The 18,451-nt window shown below is 72.7% G+C and carries 10 protein-coding genes; 5 read left to right on the top strand and 5 right to left on the bottom strand.

The window, feature by feature from the left end:
- Nucleotides 1-80: 80 nt before the first annotated feature.
- A complete protein-coding gene (locus tag ITX44_RS33400) occupies nt 81-1,169 on the top strand; it encodes a DUF2510 domain-containing protein (protein WP_205362305.1) in 1,089 nt (362 codons plus the stop codon).
- A gap of 93 nt (nt 1,170-1,262) precedes the next feature.
- Here ITX44_RS33400 and ITX44_RS33395 read toward each other — a convergent pair whose 3' ends face one another.
- The 3 genes from ITX44_RS33395 to ITX44_RS33385 form a co-directional block, all read right to left on the bottom strand.
- Nucleotides 1,263-2,468, bottom strand: a complete 1,206-nt coding sequence (locus ITX44_RS33395) for an amino acid deaminase/aldolase (protein ID WP_205362303.1) — start codon at nt 2,466-2,468, stop codon at nt 1,263-1,265.
- A gap of 105 nt (nt 2,469-2,573) precedes the next feature.
- A complete protein-coding gene (locus tag ITX44_RS33390; RefSeq protein ID WP_205362301.1) occupies nt 2,574-2,996 on the bottom strand; it encodes a PIN domain nuclease in 423 nt (140 codons plus the stop codon).
- Nucleotides 2,993-3,208 carry a type II toxin-antitoxin system VapB family antitoxin gene (locus ITX44_RS33385; protein WP_205362298.1) on the bottom strand — a complete coding sequence of 72 codons (216 nt, stop codon included), beginning with the start codon at nt 3,206-3,208 and terminating at the stop codon, nt 2,993-2,995. Before ITX44_RS33385 ends, ITX44_RS33390 begins: the two co-directional genes overlap by 4 nt.
- Nucleotides 3,209-3,496: 288 nt before the next feature.
- Between ITX44_RS33385 and ITX44_RS33380 the strand changes: the two genes are divergently transcribed.
- The 3 genes from ITX44_RS33380 to ITX44_RS42420 all read left to right on the top strand — a co-directional run bounded on the left by ITX44_RS33380 (nt 3,497) and on the right by ITX44_RS42420 (nt 11,286).
- Entirely contained in the window at nt 3,497-4,189 is a 693-nt protein-coding gene (locus tag ITX44_RS33380) for a hypothetical protein (RefSeq protein WP_307795613.1), read from the top strand.
- 130 nt (nt 4,190-4,319) lie between these two features.
- Nucleotides 4,320-6,392 carry an SPFH domain-containing protein gene (locus tag ITX44_RS33375; protein ID WP_205362296.1) on the top strand — a complete coding sequence of 691 codons (2,073 nt, stop codon included), beginning with the start codon at nt 4,320-4,322 and terminating at the stop codon, nt 6,390-6,392.
- 124 nt (nt 6,393-6,516) lie between these two features.
- Complete coding sequence (locus ITX44_RS42420) at nt 6,517-11,286, top strand: DNA repair ATPase (protein ID WP_205362295.1); 4,770 nt, start codon at nt 6,517-6,519, stop codon at nt 11,284-11,286.
- Here the strand turns inward: ITX44_RS42420 and ITX44_RS33365 are convergent.
- Nucleotides 11,217-12,281, bottom strand: a complete 1,065-nt coding sequence (locus ITX44_RS33365; protein WP_372441067.1) for a PucR family transcriptional regulator — start codon at nt 12,279-12,281, stop codon at nt 11,217-11,219. The two genes, ITX44_RS42420 and ITX44_RS33365, sit on opposite strands and share 70 nt — an antisense overlap.
- Nucleotides 12,282-12,404: 123 nt before the next feature.
- Nucleotides 12,405-13,877, bottom strand: coding sequence for an AAA family ATPase (locus tag ITX44_RS33360; protein WP_205362596.1), 1,473 nt, complete (start codon nt 13,875-13,877; stop codon nt 12,405-12,407).
- Between the two features lie 456 nt (nt 13,878-14,333).
- On the opposite strand from ITX44_RS33360, the gene ITX44_RS33355 reads away from it, so the two are divergent.
- On the top strand, nt 14,334-18,353 hold the full coding sequence (locus ITX44_RS33355) for a glycoside hydrolase family 3 C-terminal domain-containing protein (protein WP_205362293.1): 4,020 nt from the start codon (nt 14,334-14,336) through the stop codon (nt 18,351-18,353).
- The last annotated feature ends 98 nt before the right edge of the window (nt 18,354-18,451 follow it).

Raw genomic sequence — 18,451 nt, 5'->3', positions numbered from 1 at the left:
GGCGTCGTATGTCCGGATGTGATCCGCCTGTGACCCCCGCCCTTACGGGATTCTCATCCACGGGTCCTAAAGTGACCGGCGTGACGACGAACACCCCGCCCGGCTGGTACGCAGAACCGGGGCAGACAGGCAACGGCCCGGCCATGGAACGCTGGTGGGACGGGACCGCGTGGACCGAGTACACCCGCACGGCGCCGGTCCCCGACGCGGCGCAGCAGCCGTACGCGTACCCGTACCCGGGCGCCGAGGTCATCGGCAACGGCGGGGGAGGCGGCGGCCGGCGCAAGGGCACGGTGGTGCTCGCGCTGATGATGGCGCTCGTGGTGATCGGCGGTGTCGTCGCGGGCATCCTCGTGCTCGGCAACAACGGCGGCGGCGACAACAACGCCAAGGGCGCCACCCCGTCGCCCAGCACGACTCTGCCGGGCCAGCGCGGACTGCCGCTGCCCGGCCCCTCCGACGGGATCGGCGGGTTCGGCGGCAACGGGGGCTCCGGTGACTCGGGCGGTTTCGGCGGCCCCGGCGGTCCGGGGGGTTCCGGCGGCTCGGACGGCTCGGGCGGCGGCAACGGGAGCGGCGGTGACAGCGGAAGCGGCGGCACCCCGGCCACCGGTGATCACGCGGTGGACGCCTACGACCAGATCAGCCTGCCCGTGCTCTCCGGCTGGCAGGGCGAGAACGGCGACAGCGGCATAGGCGCCGACGTCGTCACCGGCAACTACCCGTGCCCGGGCAGCTCCTCCCAGTCCTGCGTGCGCGGCGGGGTGTTCGCCGAGCCGGCCGCCGCGCTGAAGACCAAGGGGAGCACCGCGGAGGAGGTCGCCAAAGCGGACATCGCGCCCAACGCCGCCAACGCGTACGGCTCCTCCACCTACGGCGCCACCACCTCCCACCAGGAGCTGGCGTCCCAGTCCGTCACCGTCGCCGGTCAGCAGGGCTACCTGGTGCGGTGGAAGGTCGTCACCAAGTCCGGCACCAGCGGCTACGTCGAATCGCTCGTCTTCCCGTCCCCGACCGACCACTCCAAGCTCGTCGTGGTCCGCTTCGGCTTCGACATCAGCCCCCAGGCGCCCGGCCTGGACGTGATGGACCAGATCACCCAGGGCATCAAGCAGGACACCAGCGGGACGGTCGGCAGCTCGGGCGGTACGGGCGGTACGGGCGTCTGAGCGCGCAGCCCCGGCCGCCGTTCGGTGGCCGGGGCCGTTCTGCCCTGCGGGGGCGAGCGGGGCCGGTCGAGGCCGGCCCGGGGTGAGCCCGGGTCAGAGGAACGTGCGGCCCTCGCCCCGGTACGTCGGCACGGTCGCGGTCACCCGGTCGCCCTCCACCAGGTGCAACCGGTCGAAGCGTTCGCACAGTTCACCGGCCTTGGCATGGCGGAACCACACCTTGTCGCCGATGCGCAGGTCGTCCGCGGCCGTGCCCAGCAGCGGCGTCTGCACCTCGCCGGGCCCCTCCTGCGGGTCGTACGCCAGCCCCTCGGGCAGGTACGGCTCCGGCAGCCGGTCCCGGCCCATCGCGCCCGAGGCGGGGTAGCCGCCGCCGAGCACCGTGACCACGCCGACGCCCGGCCGGCGCACCACCGGCAGGGCGAACAGCGCCGCCGGACGGCCCCGGAACGACCGGTAGTTGTCGAACAGCCGCGGCACGTACAGGCCCGAGCCTGCGGCTATTTCGGTGACCACATCCTCCGCGGCGGTGGACTCCACGCTGCCCGTGCCACCGCCGTTGACGAACTCCAGGTCCGGCACCACCGCGCGTACCGCCCGTACCGCCTCCGCGCGCCGGGCCGCCAGTTCCTTGCGCGCCACCGTCTGCATGGCGCGGATCGCCAGCGAGCGGCCCGGCCGCCCGGCCAGCGCGTCCCCGACCCCGGCGATGTGCCCCTCGTAGCCCATGATCCCCACCACCCGGAAGCCAGGCCGGGCCGCCACCGTACGGGCCAGCGCGGCCAGCCGCTCCGGGGCGTGCAGCGGGGAGCGCAGCGCGCCGATTCGCACCCGCCCGCCCAGCTTCCGCAGGCTGGTGTCGAGTTCGAGGCAGACCCGGATCTCCTGCGTGCCGTCCGCGCCGCGGGCCGCGTCGATCAGGTCGAGCTGCCCCGGGTCGTCCACCATCACCGTCACCGCACCGGCCGCCTTGGCGTCGGCGGTCAGTTCGGCGAACCCGTCGCGGTCGGGGGAGGGATAGGCCAGCAGCACATCGCCGAACCCTTCCCGGGCCAGCCACAGCGACTCGGCGAGCGTGAACGACATGACCCCCGCGAACCCCTCGCGACCCAGCACCCGTTCCAGCAGCGCCCGGCAGCGCACCGACTTGGAGGCGACCCGAATCGGCTTGCCCCCCGCCCGCCGCACCAGATCCGCCGCGTTCGCATCAAACGCCGCCAGGTCCACCAGCGCCAGCGGCGCGTCCAATTGAGCCGTGGCCCGGTCGTACCTCGCCCGGTCGGCAGCACGCTGTGACATGCCGAAAGCCTGCCAGACCGCAGCTACCGGGCGGTAGCCCCGGGCGCGGCTTGCGGAACTTCGTCCGGGCTGCGCGCCACAGGTTCTGGCCGCCGCGCCGCCGGCCTATTTTCCGGGGTCCGGGCCGTACCACTGGAGAGGCTGCCCGGTGACCGCGGCGATGCATTCGAAGTCGCGGTCGCGGTGCAGGAGGGTCAGTCCCTGGAGCTCCGCGGTCGCCGCGACCACCAGGTCCACGGGGCCCGCGCCGCGGTGCTGTCCCTTCCTGGTGAGCACGTCCTGAACCTGCCAGGCCCGGTCGTAGGCCCGGTCGTCGACCGGCACCCAGCCGAAGAGCAGTCGTACGTCCTCGATGCCCTGGGCACGGTCCTCGGCGGATCGCGCGCTGTAGAAGAACTCCAGGTCGGTGATCGGGCAGGTCGCGATGAGTCCTGCCGTGGCCGCCCGGTCCCAGCCGTACTGCTCGGCGTCCCCGCGGAGGAAGCGGGCCAGCGCGCTGGTGTCGATCAGGAATTGTGCCGCGCTCACCGGCGGTAGGTCCCCTTGTCGTCGAACAGGTCCAGGTCGAAGCCGCCCTCGCCGGCCGAGGCGCGCAGCCGGGTCAGAGCCAGGGCGCGTCTGCGGTTGTCCAGAACCTCGCGCAAGGCTGTGTTGACGGTGTCCTTCTTGGTGCTCGTTCCGAGCGCTTGGGCCACGTCGGCCAGCAGGTCGTCGTCAAGGTCGATCACGGTGCGACTCATCTGGGCCACCATCCTTGATATCAATGATGGCTCTCATTATATATCGATGGATGGCCGGGGGAGGCGAAGCAGCCGCCGACCACCTCGTGCGCGGTACGACGCGGGCTCGTTGTGAGGTGTTCCCGGATGTGAAGGCACCCTGAAGACTGCCGGGATCAGGCACTGCGCGGGAAGGGGCGTGGTGCCACCCTGACGCGTGCGGCTCACGGAGCGTGGCCGTCCGGGGGGAAGCAGAGGCAGGCGAGCGCAGTGCGTGGCTTTGTGGGGGCGGTCACGGGATTTCCGACCGTGATCTTCAGTTTCGCCCTGGTCGTGGTGGCGGGCTACTGGGGGCTGGTGCTCGTCGGGGGAGCGCATCTGCCCGGCGCGCGCGGCGGTCACGGTGGCGGTCACGGTGGCGGTCACGGCGGATCCGGCGGACACCACGGCCACGGCGGGGGGCACACCGGTCATGGCCACGGTCATGGCCATGGTCACGGCCACGGCCACGGTCGCATCGCGGGCCTGCGGGGCCGTGCAGGGCTGGCGCGGGGGCTGGGCCTGAGCGGGGTGCCGGTCACGGTGGCGGTGTCGCTCGTGGTGGCCTTCGCCTGGTTCACCGCGCTGACCGGGCGGGAATGGCTGGGCGGCGTCGCCGGGTGGGTGCTCCTCGTGCCGGCCCTGGCCGGCGGGTGGCTGGGGGCCCGCCTGCTCGTATGGCCGCTGCGGCGGCTGATGCCCGAGCCGCTTCCGCCGCCCTCCCGGCAGGACTTCGTGGGCCTGGAGTGCGTGATCCGCACCGGGCGGGTCGGGCCGGACTTCGGACAGGCCGAGGTCCGCGCCGCCGACGGGTCCTCGGCGGTGGTGCAGGTGCGGCAGAGCCCCGACGACGCGGCCGGGCCGGGTCACCACCTGCGGACGGGGATGTCCGCGCTCATCTACGACTACGACGCCGAGGGCGAGTTCTTCCGGGTCATGCCCGCTCCGCCGTCCACCGGCTGAGGCCGGAGCACGCCTTCGCGCGATGACGCGGCGTCACATCCGCGTCGTACGGCGCGCTCATCGGCGTGCCCAGTCGCCTTTTCCACCCTTTCCTCATCATTCGCGATCAGCTCAGTCCGAGGGAACCGCCATGTCTGTCGTCACCATCGGTGTCGGTGTTCTCGTCGCCGTCCTCCTGCTCATCGGCCTGGGCACACTGCTGCTCTTCGGCCGCATGTTCCGCAAGGTGGTGCAGGGCGAGGCCCTGATCATCTCCCGCCCCAAGGGAGCCACGGTGACCTTCACCGGCGCGGTGGTTCTCCCGATGCTGCACCGCGCGGAGGTCATGGACATCTCGGTGAAGACCATCGAGATCGTCCGGACCGGCCGGGAGGGCATGATCTGCAAGGACAACATCCGCGCCGACATCCAGATCACCTTCTTCGTACGGGTCAACAAGACGATCGAGGACGTCATCAAGGTCGCCCAGGCCATCGGCACCGAGCGGGCCAGTCACCAGGAGACGTTGCAGACCCTGTTCAGCGCGAAGTTCGCCGAGGCGCTGCGGACCGTCGGCAAGCAACTCGACTTCGCCGACCTCTACACCCACCGGGAGGAGTTCCGGGACCGCATCGTGGCCGCCATCGGCACCGACCTCAACGGCTACCACCTGGAGGACGCCGCGATCGACCACCTGGAACAGACCCCGATGTCGCAACTGGACCCGTCCAACATCCTGGACGCCCAGGGCATCCGCAAGATCACCGAACTGACCGCGCTGGAACACATCCGCACCAACGACTTCCAGCGCAACGAGCAGATGGAGATCACCCGCCAGGACGTGGACGCCCGCGAGGCGGTGCTCGAACTCGAGCGGCGGCGCGAGGAGGCGGAGATCCGGCAGCGCAAGGGCGTCGAGACGCTGCGGGCGCAGGAGGAGGCGGCCACCGCGACGGTCCAGGAGGAGGAGCGGCTGAAGGCGCACAGCGCACTGCTGCGGACCGAGGAACTGCTCGGCGTGCAGCGGGAGAACCAGCAGCGGGAGATCGCGGTGGCGGGGAAGAACCGGGAGCGGGTGCTCGCGGTGGAGACCGAGCGGATCGAGAAGGACCGGCTGCTGGAGGTCGTCAACCGGGACCGGGAGGTGCAGCTCGCCAAGGCCGGGATGGAGAAGGAGGTCGAGGTGGAGCGCCGCGGCGTCGCCGACGTGGTGCGCGAGCGGATCGCCGTGGAGCGCACGGTCGCCGAGCAGGAGGAGGAGATCAAGCGGGTCCGCGTCGTCCAGGAGGCCGAGCGCACCCGGCAGAGCCTGATCATCGCCGCCGAGGCCGAGGCGCAGAAACAGCTCGTCAAGGACATCAAGGCGGCCGAGGCCGCCGAGCAGGCCGCGCACCTGCGGGCCAAGGAGCAACTGGTGCTGGCCGAGGCCGGGCAGAAGAGGGCCGAGCTGGAGGCCGCCGCCGATGCGCAGCGCGCGCAGGGCGAGCGCGCGCTCGCGGGCGCGGCCGGCCTGGCACAGGCCGAGGTGGCGGAGCGACAGGCCCTGGCCGAGGCCGCCGGGGCGCGGGCCCTGCTGGAGGGCGAGGCGGCCGGCCTGAAGGAGAAGGCGGCCGCGATCGAGAAGGTGGGACTGGCCGAAGCCGCGGTCGCGCAGAGCAAGGCGAACGCGGAGGCGGCGGGTATCCGGGAGAAGCTGCTGGGCGAGGCGGCCGGCCTGGAGAAGAAGGCGGCGGCGATGGCCGCGCTGGACGAGGTCTCGCGATCCCACGAGGAGTTCCGGCTGCGGCTGGCCGCCGACAAGGAGGTCCGGCTGGCCACGTTGGAGATCCAGGCCAAGGTCGCCGAGGCGCAGGCGGCAGTGCTGGCCGCCGGACTGGAGAGCGCGGACATCGACATCGTGGGCGGCGACAGCGTGTTCCTGGAACGGCTGGTGGGCGCGGTGTCCTTCGGTAAATCCATCGACGGCGCCGTACAGGGCTCGGAGACGGTCAAGGCCCTGGGCGCGGACTGGCTCAGCGGCGAGAAGAGCTTCAGCGACGACGCCACGGACGTGCTGAAGTCCCTTGCCGCCGGTGGCCCCTGGAACCTGGCCCTGCTGCTGAAGCTGCTGGGCGGCGGTACGCCCGACGGCACGCTGCCGCTGGACCCGGCCCGGCTCGTCAACGGTACGAGCGGTACGAACGGCACCAACGGCACGGGAAGCACGAGCGGCGACCAGAAGTAGGCGCGGGGTCGTCACGTACAAGGTCGTGTCTGACAAAGAGCGCCGTTCGCCCGCCAGGGCGTCGCGGGACAGGCGAAATTCGTCAGACACGGCCTGGACCGACAAAGGGACATGGGGAAGAGGCATGGGCGTCGCGGGCGGCACGTACCAGATCCTGCGGGCGCGGCTCGTCGAGCGCGCGGAGGAACTGGGGCGGCGGGCGGCAGAGTTGAACACCCGGCGCCAGGAGGCGTTCGGATCGCGCGGGCTGGAGCTGGTCGGCTCGGCACGGCTGCGCACCGCCGGTGAGGGCGTCGCCTGCGGCGTCGTCGCGGTCCGGCCGGGCATCCTGCTGCTGGGGACCACCGCGCCGGACCTCGGCGCGGGCCTGCTCTCGCTGCACGCCCCGGACGGCTCGGCGCTGGCCCCGGACGCGGTTCCCGGCCTGCTGGACGACGAGCGCTTCCACCGCGACCTGGCCGAGCTGCTGCGCTACTACCGGGAGGCCAGGCTCGCCGACCTGGTGCGCACGCCGGCGGGCGTGCTGCTCGCGGTGTTCCGCACCGGCGAGAACGAGGGCGACCAGCGGGTGCTCAGCTGGCAGCTGGCGCAGGACCGCGTCGAGTACCTGGGCAACCACGGCGAACGCGACCTCCCGCAGCCCCCCGTCCACGAGCTGCCCTGGACGACGACCGGGCGCGAGCACCACGACCGCGGCCGGATCCGGGTCGAGGGCGGCGAGGGCGCGGTCACCGTCGCCACCACCGGTGGCGTCCTCGCGGTACGGGCCGTCCCCGGCGACCGGCTGATCTTCGAGGAGCCGGTCGACGAGCCCCTGCAGAGCCTGGCGGACGCCGTGGTCGCGTACGCCGAGGCAGGGCCGCTGCTGCTGCTACGGGTGCGCCCGTACAACGAGCCGGCCGATCGCTACCTGGTCGTCAACACCCGTACGGGAGCGGTCCGCCGACAGGACTCGCTCCGCCACGGTGCCCGGCTGCTCCCGGCCGAGCAGGGCCTGCTGTTCCCCCGAGGGTACGAGCTGGCGGACGGCACCCACCGCTCCTTCCGGACGGAGGGCGAGGGCGGCTCCGACGGCCTGCGGTTCGAGAAGGTGCTGCCGTCGCCCAACGGCGAGGACCTGCTCTACGTCCTGCGCCGGCCGGGCCGCGCCCAGGTCCTGCTGCTGCCGTGGAACACCGTGCGCCGCGAGGCGGCCGCCGCACTGCACGGCGCCGCGCACACCCTGCTCCCGGACGGCACGCTCGTCCTGCTCAAGCCGGACCGCGAGCCGGTCCACGCGCACGAACTCCAGCGGTGGCAGACGCCGTTCCAGTCCGCCGACCACGCCGCGGCCCAGCCGGTCGGCGACGGCCCGCTGGCCCGGATCGGCAACGCCGACCTGGTACGCGGGATCGCCGACTGCCTGGACGTGGTCCGCACGGCGAGCGCCGCTCGGCAGGAGCAGCCGGCCGCGACCCCGGAGCTGGTCCTGGACGCCTGTGCCAAGGCGGCGGACCGCCACTACTGGCTCGCCGACACCGGCCTGCTCGAACCGCTCGACGAACTGCGGCACTGCGCCGAGGAGATGGTCGCGGAGCAGGCCCGGATCAGGGGGCTGGCCGCCCGCGCAGCGCAGGCGCTGGAACAGGCCCGGGCGGAGGCCGCCGCGCTGGTCCGCCGCTCGCACGGCGAGCCGCCCGACGACACCGAGGCATGGACGCGTCTGCTCGCGGAACTGCGCGCAGCCCAGGGCCGCACCCGTACGCTGCGGGAACTGCCCCAGCTCGACCTGGCCGCGCTCGAGCGGGTCGAGTCGGAGCTGGCCGCCGAGCTGACCGCGGCGACCGAACGCGCCTTCGCCTTCTTCGTACGCCCCGATGCCTTCGCCGCCCCGCTGGCCGCCGCCCAAGGCGCCGCCGAGGACGCGGAGACCGTCCCCACCGCCGCCGAGGCCGCACAGCTGGCCGACCGGCTCACCGCGCAGGCCGACGCCCTGATGACCGTGAACGACCTGGTCACCGGCGCGGTCGCCGCGGACCCGGCCATGGGAACGGCCGTGCTGCTGGCCATCGGCGAAGTCCTGGCGGCCGTCAACCGCGCCCGCGCGATCCTGGCCAACCGCCGCCGCGCCCTGCTCGACGCCGAGCACCGCGCCGCCCACGCGGCGGAGTCCGCCCTGCTCGTCCAGGCGACCGCCGCCGCTCTGGCCGCCGCCGACAGCCCCGCCGCCTGCGACGACCACCTCGCCCGGCTGCTGCTGCGGGTCGACGCGCTGGAGGCCCGCTTCGCCGAGGCCGAGGACCTCGCCGCCGACCTGGAGCTGCGCCGCGAGGAGATCCGGCAGTCCTTCGCCACCCGCCGCCAGAGCCTGCTGGACGAGGCCGCCGCCCGCGCCGACCGCATCACGGCCTCCGCGCGGCGCGCCCTGGACACCCTGCGCCGCCGGCTCACCGCACTGGCCTCCGCCGCCGACATCCACGCCGCCGAGGCCGCCGACCCGATGGCGGTACGGGTGCGCGCGGCGGCCGGGGAACTGCGCGGCCTCGACGACGGGACGCGCGCCCAGGAACTGGAGGACGAGCTGCGCGGCGCCGTACGCACCGCGCTGCGCGACCTGCGTGACCGTATCGACCTGTCCGAGGACGGCGGCGCCGGCGTCCGGCTGGGCCGCCACCGCTTCGCGGTCCGCCGCGAACCCGTCGAACTCACCCTGCGTGCCGAGGGCGACGAGCTCGCCTTCCTCGTCACCGGCACCGCTTACCGCCGCCCCGCCCACCTGCCCGAGCTGCCGGCCGGCAGCGAGTTCTGGACCCAGCCCCTGGTGAGCGAGTCACCGGCGCTCTACCGCGCCGAATACCTCGCCGCCGCCCTGCTCCCCGACGTCACCCGGGAAACCCTCGCCCAGGACCCCCTGCTCACCCAGGACCTCCTGCTCGACCAGGTCCGCCGCGCCGCCGAGCGCGCCTACGAGGAGGGCTACGAGCGCGGTGTCCACGACCACGACGCCGCCCGCATCCTCGACGCGCTGCTGCGGCTGCGGGCCGGCGCCGGGCTGCTGGAACATCCGGCCGACGTACGCGCCGCGGCACAGCTGTTCTGGGCCCACGGCGCCGGCGACCCCCAGCGGGCCGCCTGGCGGCGCCGCGCACGCTCCCTCGCCCAGGCCCGCGACCGGTTCGGGTCCGGCGGGACGACGCAGCCGCTGACCGATCTCGCGGCCGAACTCTCCGACGCGATCGAGGAGTTCCACGCCCGCGCCGGACTGCCCCGGCCGCCGCGGGCGGGCGGCTACCTGGCCGCCGAACTCGCCGACCCCCACGAGGGCTTCGCCTCCGGCGCCGCCGCCCGCACCCTCCTGGACGGTTTCCGGCACACCGACGCCGCTCCCACCCTCGCCGCCGACCTTCAGGCGCTCGCCGGCGACCTGCCCGCCCGCCACCAGCTCGCCACCGCCTGGCTGGGCGCGTACGCCGGCACCCGAGGGGACGACGACGGCCTCGCCGAGGCCGTCGCCCACCTGTGCGCGCCGGACCTGCCGCGCCACGAGATCACCGCCCCCGTCGGCGAGACCGTCACCGGCCTGCTCGGCGACCACTCCCGGATCCGCGACGGGCAGCTGACCGTACGCATCGACGACCTGCCGTACCGGGCCCGGGTGTTCCGCGAGGAACGGGCCCCGGCCTTCCGCTCCTTCCAGCGGCGGCGCGCGGAGGTCCTGGCCGCCGAACGGGCCAGGCTGCGGCTGGATGATTACCGGCCCCGCCCGCTGGACGGCTTCGTGCGGAACCAGCTCATCGACCAGGTCTACCTGCCCCTCGTCGGCGACAGCCTGGCCAAGCAGCTCGGCACGATCGACACCGCCGCGAGCACCGACCGCAGCGGCCTGCTGCTGCTCCTGTCCCCGCCCGGCTACGGCAAGACCACCCTGCTGGAGTACGTCGCCGACCGCCTCGGCCTGCTGATGGTCCGGGTCGACGGCCCGGCACTGGGCGCCGGCACCACCTCCCTCGACCCGGACCGGGCTCCGGACGCCGCCGCCCGGCGCGAGGTCGAGAAGATCGTGTTCGCCCTGGAAGCCGGCAGCAACGTACTGCTGCACGTGGACGACATCCAGCACGTCTCCGCCGAACTGCTGCAGCGGTTCATCCCGCTCTGCGACTCCCAGCGCCGCATCGAGGCGGTCAGCGACGGCGTCGCCCGCACCTACGACCTGCGCGGACGCCGCTTCGCGGTCTGCCTGGCCGGCAATCCCCACACGGCGAACGGGCAGCGCTTCGCCGTCCCGGACATGCTCGCCAACCGCGCCGACGTCTGGAACCTCGGCGAGGTGCTCACCGCCCACCACCAGGAGCTCTTCGCGCTCTCCTTCCTGGAGAACACGCTCGCGGCCAACCCGGTGCTCGCCCCGCTCGCCGGCGCCGACCCGGCCGACCTGCGCCTGCTGATCGCCCTTGCCGACGGCGACCCCACGGCCCAGCCCGACCGGCTCACCCGAGCCGTACCGGAACTGGACCGGGCCGTGGCCACGCTCAGCCGGCTGCGCCGCGTCCAGCGCACCGTCCTCGCCGTCAATGGCGCCTACATCGCCTCCGCCGCCCAGGAGGACGCCGACCGCACCGAACCCCCGTTCCAGCTCCAGGGCTCCTACCGCACCATGGCGCGGCTGGCCGCCCGGATCGACCCGGCACAGAGCGAGGCCGACATCGAGGCCCTGATCGACGACCATTACCTCGCCGAGGCGCGCACCCTCGGTGGCGCCGCCGAGGCCAACCTGCTCAAGCTCGCCCACCTGCGCGGCCGCGCCACCCCCGAGCAGGCCGCCCGCTGGCGTGCCCTGTGCGTGGGCTACGTCACCGGCGGGTGGTCGAGCCAGCCCAGCAGCCTCGCACCGAACACCGCCGTCTCCAAGGTGTAGCGCTGCAACGCGTCGTCCGGATCCAAGCCGGTGAGCCGTACGACGCGCTCGACGCGGTAGGCCAGCGCCCGCACGCTCAGCCCCAGCCGCCGTGCCGCCTCCGCCGAGACGTAGCGCGAGTCCGCGTAGGCGGTGAGCGTCTCCAGCAGTGGTCCGGCCCCGCCCCGGGCGTTCTGCAACGGCCCCAGCACGCTGCGCACGAGGTCCTCGAGCGCGTCGCGGTCGCGCAGCAGCACGGGCAGCACCAGCAGGTCCGCCGCGTGCAGCAGGTGCCCCGGCAGACCGAGCTGGGCGGCCTGCTCCAGGGCCGTGCGCGCCTCCTCGTACGAGCGCACGACACCGCTGGGGCCGCTGTGCGGGCGGCCCACCACGACCCGGCGCCCCTGGGTCAGTTCCGCGAACGCCTTGACCGCCGTGTCCTCACCCGGCCCGGACGGCACGATGCACACCAGGCGCCCGTGCTTGACGGCCAGCAGTACCTCCTCCTCGCCGAAGCGGCCCAGCAACTGCCGCTCCAGCGCGCGCACCGGCGGGTCGTCCAGGTCGTAACCGTCGCCCTCGGCGACCGCGACGACGTGCGCGCAGGCCAGGTTGAGCCCGAACCGCTCCGCGTGCTCGGCCAGCCGTCCCAGGTCGCTGCGGCTGCTCAGCAGGTCCGCGACGAACTCCCGGCGTCCGGTCTCCTCCCGCCGCAGCCGCTCCCGATAGGCCCGGCTGTGCCCCTCCGCGAGCGCGGCGACGGCCGCCCGCAGCGCCGCCATCGACGCCGCGTCCACCGGCTGCCCCGCCCACACCCGGCCGGCGCCGGCCAACCTCTCGTCGACCAGCTCCGCAAGCCCCCGCCCCTTCTCCGCGGCCCGGTCCCCGTAATCCCGCAGCGCCTCCAACTCCTCCCGCCGCAGCCGCCGCCCGCTCCGCCCCACCTCCTCCAGCGCCCGCCCCCACCACGCCTCGTCCTCCCCGCCCGTCCCCGCCCCAGCTCCGCCGGTCCCCAACTCCCGCTTCCTCCCCCGACGCCCATCCCGACCCCGACAGCATGCCGAACCCCACCCCGCCCGCACGAGCCCGCCCCCCGCAGGACCGGGTATACGGGACGTGCCCCAGCACCTGGGCATACGTCAGACCTGGCCGTAGAGGGTTGCCGGATCGATCAGCCGGATGTCCGGGTCGGCCGCTGCTGCGGCGTGCGCCTTTTCGTTGAACCCGGCTCCGCTGAAGCAGATGAGTCGAGTGCCGGTGGTGTCGTAGCGGCCTGCCAGCGTGACGAGGTCGCGGATGTGCCGGAGACGTTCGATGTGGGCAGCGCCCATGGTGTCGTTCCACTTGGCCTCTCCGATGGCCAGCAGCGGTGGCTTGCTGTTGTCCGCGATTCCGATGACTGCCACATCAACCTCGTGGCCGGTGTGGGACTTGGGGTCGTGGACGACGCCGTGTCCGACGCGGGCGGGCAGACCGCCCAGCAGTTCGGGGTCGGCGTGATGCAGCGCCCAGTCGCGGCAGACCTGTTCGAAATGGGGCCCGAGGACATTGCTGACGAAGCGGCGACGGCTGGCCTGCCAGACCCGTGGCGCACTGCCGGGGCGTTCGAGCTGGTCCCAGACCGGTCGCATGATCGCGTGGTAGAAGCCGATCAGAGGCTCGGCGATGCGGTAGGTGGGCCGGTTCTCGCGGAAGGCGTCCGCGTCCCGGTACAGCAGGCCCGCGTCTTCGAGGACGTTGATGGGGTGGGCGATGTCCGTGGCCTTGCGCTCCAGGTAGCCGGCCATGCCCCCGCGGGTGGCGTTGCCGTCGGCGACGGCGGCCAGGACGGACAGGTACAAGGCGGTGTCGCGGAGATCGGGTTCTTCGGCCAGCAGGTAGCGGGCCTCGCGGAAGAGCGGGGTCTCGGGATTGAGCACGGTGCGGACGACCCAGTCGTCGAAGTCGTCCGGGCCCTTCGGCGTGTCGCCGCGGGCGAATTCGCGCCGGTAGGCGGGAGTGCCGCCCACGATCGCGTTCACCTTCATGGCCAGGTGAGGGTCGGTGATGCCCCAGAACTCGGCAGCGAGGCGGTGGTCCAGGGGGCGGACGACCAACTCCAGCCCCGCCCGTCCGCGCAGTGGCGCGTTGCCGGACAGCAGCCGCCCCATGAAGGACAGCGCCGAGCCGCACAGCAACAGTCGGGTACGGGAGCCGGTGCGCTGGTCACGCAGAGGCCGCAAGGCCTCCTGGATGATCGAGGGCAGCTCCGGGTTGGCCTTGGCGAGGTACGGAAACTCGTCGATCACCACGGGGACGGGCCGCTCGGCGCCGAGCGCGAGCAGAGCGTCGACGGCCTCTGCCCAGTCGGCGAAGTGGAACGGGCTCGCGGGGCGGACGTGCGCGGTCAGCGCTGCGCTGATGCGCCGTAGCGACTCGGCTTCGGCGGCCTCGGTCGCGCCGAAATAGAACCCTCCGGCGGCCCGGCATGCGGCATCCAGCAGGAACGTCTTGCCTTGGCGGCGACGCCCGGAGACCACACCCAGGGTCGCCCCCGGCTGAGGATCGGCGATGAACCGGCTCAGCGCCGACCACTCGTAATCCCGGTCGAACATCTCGGCAGGCTTGTCCACGAGCTGCTCCAAATAGAGAAGTACATTTCTATAAAACATACCCCTATCTTCGGGCACTCGCCTGCGTACGCGCCGCAATGATCGGCTTCGTCCGTCTGTTGCAGAAGCTTGACGCAGTCTTGGAGAGCGCTCTCCAAGACTTCTGGGCTTGCCCGGGGGACACTTTCGACGGTCGGCGAAACGACCCACGGCGCGCCGAACTGCCGCTCGCGGCGCCCCGGTTCGCCATGCCCGCCCCCCACCACCGCACCACCGACACGCCGCCGCGGACATCCGCGGAAGGAGTCTGCGTCAACCGCGCCCGGTCGAGTCGGCCGCCCGCGTCGGCCGCGCGAGTACGAGCCGTCGCGGACGTGCGCGGACAGGATCCGGCCCCGGCCGGCCCGCCGACCCTTCCGCTGACCGGCCGAGCGGCCTGGTGCCTGAGACATGACTCGGGCAACTGAAGGGACCGCAATGACGTTGCTCTCTGTCCTGCGGCCGCCGGCGCCTGCGCGCCGCGGGCCGCGACCACCCCGCCGCCGCCCCACGCTCCTCGCGCTCCTCGTGGTCGGCGCCCTGTTCGCCCTGTCACTGGTCGGCGCGCAACTTCCGGCCTACGCCGCCGGAAGCGCGCCCTTCGGCGGCACCCCGGCCGCCGTCCCCGGCACGGTCCAGGCGGCCAACTACGACACCGGCGGCCAGGGCGTGGCGTACAGCGTCACCGCCGCCAACGGCAGTGCCAACAGCTACCGTTCCGACGGGGTCGACCTCGAGACCACCGCGGACACGCAGGACACCACCGCGGCCGGCGGCGCGTACGACATGGGCTGGACCACCCCGGCCCAGTGGTTCAAGTACACGGTCAACGTGACGACCGCCGGAACGTACAGCGTCGCCTTCCGGGTGTCCTCGCCGTACGGGATCACCGACGCGCTGCACATCGCCGACTCCTCCGGTACCAATCTGTCGGGGGCGGTGGCCGTTCCGAACACCGGTGGTTACGAGACCTGGACCACGGTCACCGCGAGCGTGACCCTGCCGGCCGGCCAGCAGACACTGACCGTCGACCAGGACTCCAACGGCTGGAACTTCCACTACCTGGTCTTCACCCTCGGCTCGGGCAACGGCTCGGGCGGCTCGGGCGGCGACCAGCCGTACGGCGGCACGCCCGCCCCCGTCCCCGGCACGGTCCAGGCGGCCAACTACGACACCGGCGGCCAGGGTGTGGCGTACAGCGTCACTGCCGCCAACGGCACCGCGAACAGCTACCGTTCCGACGGGGTCGACCTGGAGAGCACCGCGGACACGCAGGACACCGGTGCGGCCGGCGGCGCGTACGACATGGGCTGGATCACGGCCGGACAGTGGTTCAAATACACCGTCCAAGTGGCCACCGCCGGTGTCTACACGGTCAGTTTCCGGGTGGCCTCGCCGTACGGGGCCGCCGACGCGCTGCACATCGCGGACTCCTCCGGCGCCAATCTGTCGGGGGCGGTGGCCGTTCCGAACACCGGTGGTTACGAGACCTGGACCACGGTCACCGCGAGCGTGACCCTGCCGGCCGGCCGGCAGACACTGACCGTCGACCAGGACTCCAACGGCTGGAACTTCCACTACCTGGCCTTCACCCAGGGCTCGGGCGGCACCGGAGGCCCCGGCCCGACCGAGTACTGCGGCACCCAGGACCTCGCACTTGACGAGCCGACCACGGCCTCCTCGACCCAGGACGCGGTTGCCTACCCGGCGTTCGACGCCACCGACGGCGACCCCGGCAGCCGCTGGTCCAGCGCGGCCACCGACCCGCAATGGCTGGAGGTCGACCTCGGTTCCGCACAGCAGATCTGCAGCGTGGGCATCTCGTGGGAGGCCGCGTACGCCAAGGCGTTCCAGGTCCAGGTGTCCAACGACAACTCGAACTGGACCACGATCTACTCCACCACGACCGGTACCGGCGGGAACCAGACGTTCCCCGCCTCCGTGACCGACCGCTACGTCCGCATGAACGGCACCGCGCGCGCCACCTCGTTCGGCTACTCGATCTTCGAGCTCCAGGTCTACGGCCTGACCACGGTGGCCCCGGTCACCGGCGGCAACGGCAACGGCGGCAACGGCACCTGCCCGTGGGTCGGCTCCACCGCGCCGGTCGCCCAGCGGGTCCAGCAGGTGCTCACCACGATGAACCAGTCGGAGGAGGCGTCCCTGCTCTCCGGCGACGGCACCTCGTCCTACATCGGCCAGGTGCCCGCCATCCCCAATCTGTGCATCCCGGCGCTGAACATGGAGGACGGGCCGTCCGGAGTCGGTGACGGCAACGGCGGTGTGACGGCCTTCCCCGACGGCGAGAACGCCGCCGCGACCTTCGACACGGCGCTGATCCAGCAGGAGGGCGTCGCGAAGGGCGCCGAGTTCGCCGGCAAGGGCGCGAACGTCTCGCTCGGCCCGACGACCAATCTGGTCCGTGACCCGCGCTGGGGCCGGACCTACGAGACCTACGGCGAGGACCCGTTCGAGGCCGGCCAGATCACCGCGGCCGAGGTCACCGGCATGCAGAGCCAGGGCACGATGGCCATGGTCAAGCACGTCGCGGCCTACGACCAGGAGCGGTACCCCAACGGCGGCGACAACGAGACGGTCAGCCAGAAGGCGCTGGAGGAGCTCTACCTGGCGCCCTTCCAGTCCGCCATCGCGAAGTCGTCCCCGGCCGCGATGATGTGCTCCTACGCCGTGGTCAACAACGCCTCCTCCTGCCAGAACGCCGACCTGCTGGAGAACGGGCTCGACCAGCAGGCGAACTACGACGGCTTCGTCACCTCCGACTGGGGCGGCGCCGGCAACGCGGTCGCGACCCTCGAGGCCGGCATGAACATAGCGATGCCGTTCTCCAACGCGAGCAGCGTGACCACCGCCCTCTCCAACGGCACGCTGAGCCAGGCGATCGTCAACGCGCGGGTGGCCCAGATCCTGACCCAGATGTTCGCCTTCGGCATGTTCGACAACCCGGCGAGCGGCTCCCTGTCCGCCACCGTCACCACCGCGGCGCACCAGCAGACCGCGCTGCAACTCGGCGAAGAGGGCACGGTCCTGCTGAAGAACAACGGCACGCTGCCGCTGAACCCGAACCCGACCGCCAAGGAGACGATCGCGGTCATCGGCACCGACGGCGGCGCCGGCGTCGAACTCGGCGGCGGTGGCAGCGGTGGGGTCAACAGCTCGAACACGGTCTGGCCGCTGACCGGCGTCCAGAACGCGGTCGGGCCGAACGTCACGGTCACCTACACCGCGGGCGACGACAACGGCACCGCCGACATCCCGCAAGCGGTCGCCGCGGCCCAGTCCGCGGCCTACGCGCTCGTCTACGTCAGCGCCCCGGAGGGCGAGGAGAGCGACCTGAGCACGCTGAACCTGTCCAGCGCGGACGAGACGATGATCACGGACGTGGCCGCGGCCAACCCGCACACCATCGTGGTGATCAACAGCGGCTCGCCGGTGATCATGCCGTGGATCAACTCGGTGGCCGGGGTGTTCGAGAACTGGTACGGCGGCGGGGAGACCGGCGCCGCCACAGCCGCGCTGATCTTCGGCGCGGCGAACCCGTCCGGCAAGCTGCCGGTCACCTTCCCGGCCAGCCTGAGCCAGGTCCCGGCCCAGACCACCGCCCAGTGGCCGGGCACCCCGACCGGCCCGACCTACAGCGAGGGCGTGGACATCGGATACCGCTGGTACCAGCAGCAGAACATCACGCCCGCGTTCCCGTTCGGCTTCGGCCTGTCCTACACGAAGTTCGCCTTCTCCAACCTCAACGTCGGTGCCTTCAACGCCAACGGCAAGGCGACGGTGACCGCGACGATCACCAACACCGGGTCGGTGGCCGGCGCGGACGTGGCGCAGCTCTACGTCGGAGATCCGGCCGCCAGCGCGGACCCGCCGGAGCAACTGGCCGGCTTCCAGCGCGTCATGCTCAATCCGGGGCAGAGCGCCACGGTCACCTTCCCGCTCACCGTCCACAGCCTGGCCTCGTGGTCGGCGGCGGACAACCAGTGGGAGGCCGCAGCGGGTACGTACTCGATCAAGGTCGGGGACGCGTCCAACAGCCTGCCGCTGAGCGGCTCGACCAGCCTGGCCCAGACGCTCACCGGCCAGGTCGCCGCAGGCGCCTCGGGCGCGGGCGTCTCACCGGCCAACACGGCGGTCAGCGCCAACGTCACCGCGAACTCCGGCGTGCCGGGCGCGGAGACGGTCGGCGTGGTCAACCCCTTCGGCTACAGCAGCCCGAAGGGCAAAGCGGCCTCGTTCGCCATGCAGGCCGTCGACTCCAACGCGTCGCAGACCCCCACCTTCACCGCGACCGGCCTGCCACCCGGCATCACCATCGCGTCGAACGGCACGGTCTCCGGCACCGGCAGCACCCCAGGCACGTACACGGTGACGGTGACGGCCACGGACACCGCGGGCGTCTCGGGTACGGCCACCTTCGTGTGGACCGTGACGCAGTGATAAGTACGGTGCCCCGCCGGCCAGGGCGCCGTGATCGCACAGCAGCGTAAAGGACACCGCCGCGCGGGCCGGGGCCTCATCCCCCGCCCCCGCCGCGG

This window comes from Actinacidiphila acididurans, from assembly GCF_016918855.1.
In the GTDB taxonomy this organism is placed as follows: domain Bacteria; phylum Actinomycetota; class Actinomycetes; order Streptomycetales; family Streptomycetaceae; genus Actinacidiphila; species Actinacidiphila acididurans.
The sequence above is the reverse complement of the archived record's forward strand: the minus strand, read 5'-3'. Positions and strand labels throughout refer to the sequence as shown.